Source organism: Brevibacterium permense (assembly GCF_013280495.1).
Lineage (GTDB): Bacteria > Actinomycetota > Actinomycetes > Actinomycetales > Brevibacteriaceae > Brevibacterium > Brevibacterium permense.
Genome location: NZ_JABSSX010000029.1, coordinates 1 through 4400, shown reverse-complemented (window position 1 = coordinate 4400; position 4400 = coordinate 1). Strand labels below are relative to the sequence as shown.

Annotated in this window: 4 protein-coding genes; all 4 read right to left on the bottom strand. The window is 64.0% G+C overall.

Annotated features, from left to right (window positions below; translation table 11 throughout):
• Positions 1 to 666 precede the first annotated feature (666 nt).
• Positions 667 to 1251 carry a YceI family protein gene (locus HK353_RS16710; protein WP_167193771.1) on the bottom strand — a complete coding sequence of 195 codons (585 nt, stop codon included), beginning with the start codon at positions 1249 to 1251 and terminating at the stop codon, positions 667 to 669.
• A 238-nt stretch (positions 1252 to 1489) separates the two neighbouring features.
• Entirely contained in the window at positions 1490 to 2248 is a 759-nt protein-coding gene (locus tag HK353_RS16705) for a BPL-N domain-containing protein (protein ID WP_167193773.1), read from the bottom strand.
• A 64-nt stretch (positions 2249 to 2312) separates the two neighbouring features.
• On the bottom strand, positions 2313 to 3608 hold the full coding sequence (locus tag HK353_RS16700) for a flavin monoamine oxidase family protein (protein WP_342589974.1): 1296 nt from the start codon (positions 3606 to 3608) through the stop codon (positions 2313 to 2315).
• A gap of 131 nt (positions 3609 to 3739) precedes the next feature.
• Entirely contained in the window at positions 3740 to 4264 is a 525-nt protein-coding gene (locus HK353_RS16695) for a universal stress protein (protein WP_173157997.1), read from the bottom strand.
• Positions 4265 to 4400 lie beyond the last annotated feature (136 nt).

The window sequence follows — 4400 nt, the reverse complement described above, 5'->3', positions numbered from 1 at the left end:
AGTACCGGGTTCGGTACAGAGATGGTTCTCCTGCGCAGGGTCGTACCCCCAGGTCTGCTGCATGATCCGGTGACATCCGATCCTGCAGTCGCACTCCCGGCTACACCCTCAACTGCGAAGAGCCCGAAATATGGGTCAATGCAGACTCAGCCCCAGGCACCTCGGGTGTCGTGGACGATCTTCTGCGCGAGCAGCGAGGCATCCCGATGGCGGATACCACCTTCGTCAGCTTGGCCATGGCAGTCCCACTTTCTCTGTCCGGTCACACGGTGATGACCCCAGTAATAACCGCGGGTGGGATCGGCTCGTGCACCGATCCTACCCGCGGTGAGGACTGCTGTGTGTTGCTGGCTCGGCCTTCTGAGCTCAGCGGAGGCCGAAGAGCTTTCCGAGGCCGCTTCCGGACGACTGAGAGTCCGACTGTTTGACCTCAGGTGCCTTCTCAGTTGGAGTTTCGGCTGGCTTGACCGGCGGCGGGGGAGGGAACTCCGTGTTGGCTCGCTCTGCCTTCGGGGCGGGAGCGGGGGTGTCGTCGGCTTCCGGGGTCGGGGTCACCGATTCGGGAGCAGCGGTTGCGGGTGCGGCAGCCTGCGGGACTGCGGTGTCGGCCTTGGGAACCGGGTCCGCTTCGGTGGCGGGTTCCGGTGCCTCGGTGGAGGCCTCATTCTAACCTGTGGTCTCCGACGAATCGGCGGGGGCATCCTCGGCGACGTTCTTGATGAGGGAGAGCTCGAACTCGAGCGTGATCTTGTCGCTGACGAGCACGCCACCGGAATCGAGCTTCGTATTCCAGGTCACGCCCCAGTCCTTACGGTCGATGCGGCGCGAGCCCTCGAGGCCGGCGCGCAGGTTGCCGAAGGGATCGGACTCGACACCGATGAGCTCGAGCGGGATGGACACGGTCTTCGTCATGTCACGGATCGTCAGCTCACCGGTGACGATATAGGAGCCTTCGTCTACCTCGTCGATGGCGGAGGAGACGAAGCGGATCTCCGGGTAGGCGTCGACGTCAAAGAAGTCAGCCGAGCGCAGGTGCTCGTCGCGGCCTTCGCTGCGGGTGTCGACGCTCGCGGTCTCGATGATGACGGTGGCGGTCGAATCCGAGAGATCCTCGGCGATGTCGGCCGAACCGGAGACATCATTGAACGCTCCGCGCACACGCGAGACCATGGCGTGGCGTGTGGAGAACCCCAGTCGAGAATGTGAGGGATCGATGTCCCAATGACCTATGATCCCAGGATTTTCTGTCATGGGGGCAACTCCTTCGGTTCCTCCGCGCTCCTGTAGGGGAGGCTGTCGTAGTCGGTGTGCCAATTCGCAGATCGAGCGATCATTGAAAAAGCAATCGCCTACGTAGTCTTACACGGGCGGTCGGGTGCGTGCCACCTCGGTGCGGGCCGGTGAGGCGATGGCGGCGCTGACGTCGACCGCCGATCGTCCGATTCAGAGATCACCCGGCGCAGACTCGATTTTCGCCCTCGTGTCGAAGTCAATCCAACAGTGCTGCGACGAAGGGGACGGCGTAATTCCAGTCGTCTCCGTCCGGATCGGCAATTCCCGCCTCGTCAAGCCAGGTCTGGTCAGCCTCGGGGTGCGGGCCGACCAGACCTGCCATACCGTCACCGTGGTCGTAGCGTGCTGCGGCGATGTCGCCGTTGCTATAGCGCGCGAACACGTCGGCGCGATCCTCGGGTGGAGGAAGGACTGCGCCCTCTTGGAAGAATGTCTGGCGATGATCACCCCTCCAGGCGACGTCGACCACGGTCTCTCTGCTGTCGGTGACTGGGAATTCGGGACGGCCGACCTCACCGTCGAGGTCCGATTCGACGAGGCCGAAGGCGACCGGCCCCGCCAGGTAGGCGCCCATACACAGACCGAGGTAACGACCGCCGTCTGCAACATACTGTTCAAGGCCGCCGACGAATCGAGGGGGCAGCGCTTCGGCGGCAGCGTCGATGTCATCCCCGCCACCGGGTTGGACGTAGAGGTCCACGTCTGCAAGGGAATCGGCCTGCAGCGGCAGACGTTCACCGCGACCGATGAAGACCACCTCGGCGTCGGTGAACGAGGCTCTCAGCCGTTGTGCGACCGTCTCGGGGCATCCGTCGCACGCGGCCTCACCGCGGTACACGGCCACTAGCGGTGAACCCGGACTTGAAGTGTCTGCGGCGGCGCAGCCCACTGAGGCGGCCGCGGTGAAGAGACCGACCAAGAGAGCTGCAACGGCTCGTCGGATGGGGGCGGTCATGATGCTCGGCCCGGGGCATACCCGGACTCCTCGGACACAGATGGGGGAGTTCCGCAGGTTGCGATCATCGTTTCGCACTAGGTTCGTTGTCGGAACGGCGGGAGGCAGATGAGAGTATTCCGGCGATTCCCTGCCCGGCTCGATCACCGGAGACCAAAGCTCCTTGGATCGAGCCGGTGTCACGGTGGTCGCCGCAGACGAATATTCTCTCGGAGATCCGCTGCACCGATCGGTCGATCAGAGGGGGAGCCGAGGCCGGCAGTGCATGCGGAAGCCGATGATTGATCAGAACCTGCCACCGGCGCGTCGACGTGGCGTAGATGCGTTCGAGATGCTGCCGAATCTCCCGTTCGTCGGCCAGGCCGTCGGGCCGATCGAGCAGCGTCGTAGCCTCAATGAGCGCCGATCCCGCAGGCGCGTAGCTCGGTGCTGCATTTGAGACCACTGCAGTGTGCCAAACGGGCCCGTTTGGGCCTCCCTGGGGAGCCGAGGCATCCAGCACCAACAGCGGATCCTCGAGAGGAGGTTCCGGAGCTTGGAACCACCAGGTCGTCAGACCGCGTGTAGGAGGAGTCTTCTCGCCGGTCAGCTCCTCGAGATCCTCAGCACCGACTGCGGTGACAGCGACACGCGCCCGTATCCGTCCCCGGTAGGTGTCGACTTCCACATCATTGTCGGTCTCGCGAAGGTCTCGCACGGCGGTGTTCACGCGCACGTGCGCTTCGAGAGAAGCCGCCATCTGCTCGGGCAGAGCCGCCATGCCTTTACTGGGCAGACCGGGGATCGCACGCACGAACGATCTCATCAGCAGGCGGGCATAGTTCGCCGAGCTTGCGCCAGAACTGTCGGCCAGCACACCGGCGAGGAACGTGTCGATGACGTCATGGCGCAACGCTCCCGTGACTCCCGCAACATCTAAAGAGTCTGCGAGAGTTGAGTCCCGCGTCGCCCGCGAGGCTGACGATGGCCGCAGCAGAGTCGGCCCGAGCCACCTCAGAAGCCCGCGGATCTCCTTCGGTTTAATCAGTCCAGAGCTCAACACCGATGACTCGCGGCCAAGCGGGCTCAAGGATGCGCGCAACGTGGTCAGACGCTGTCCCTTGCGGACCATCACTCCGGCGCCGAAAGTCTGCAGGTCCAGTGAGGCGACGTCGATGAAGGCGCGCACTGCAGGGTACGAGGGATTGAGCAGCTGAAACCCGCGGTCACAGAGGAAGCCGTCGATTCGATCGGTGCGCACGCGACCGCCGACACCATCACTCGATTCGCAGACCTGGACAGTCAAGCCGTTGCGCTGCAACCGTCTGGCACACTGCAGGCCTGCGAGACCTGCTCCCACGACTACAACGTCGGCGTCCACGATTCTCCTCTTCTCGGTTCGACACCAGCATACGCGTCGCGCCACCGTGGAACATTGGGTCATCGGAATGCTGTGGGCTTCGAGACCGAGAACGCCGAGTCAGGTCACAGCGGGCGTGCCGAAGTCGCTGCTCATTGTGCGCGGACGGTCACGACTGGTGTGTGCGCGTGAGCGATGCACTCGAGGCTGACGGAGCCGAGGATGGGGCTGGCGAACTTGCCGTGGCCGCGGGTTCCCAGGACCAGCAGTTGGGCATTCTCACTGGCTGTGATGAGCTCGGTGGCAGGACTCCCGTGTGTCAGACGGCGGCGAGCCGGCACGGGACAGCCGTTGTCGAAGGCTTTCATGATCGCGTCTGCCTGCAGTTCTTTGGCCTTGTCTTCGAAGGCGGCGGCTTCGGAGTGGACGACGCCGTTGTAGAAGTCGGGTGCTTTCCAACACGTGACGATCAGCAGTTCGAGACCGTCGCGAGGATGAAGGGGCGGGCACCGACGCGGATGAGGTTGCGGATCTTCACCCCGCAGCCGAGCTGCGAACATTGCCGCTGAGAGCAGCGCGGTCTGGAGGAAGTCCCCGGTTGTCAGGACCGCTTCGGCCAGGGGCAGTGTGGAGCGGAGGATGACCATGGCCAGGAACCCGATGATGAAGATCGGCACGATCGGGGGGGGGGGGGGGGGGGGGGTTTGCCCACTGTCTCGTGGCCGTGACGGCTCAAATCGACGTGGGGGGGTTTGTTGGGCACACGCCCAACCGGGGCGTGGGAGATTGTGATTATGTGCACTGAAAAGATAA

Excerpts from the sequence above, each read along its gene's own strand:
- HK353_RS16710 (WP_167193771.1), bottom strand. The coding sequence starts at position 1,251 with ATGACAGAAAATCCTGGGATCATAGGTCATTGGGACATCGATCCCTCA.
- HK353_RS16705 (WP_167193773.1), bottom strand. The coding sequence starts at position 2,248 with ATGACCGCCCCCATCCGACGAGCCGTTGCAGCTCTCTTGGTCGGTCTC.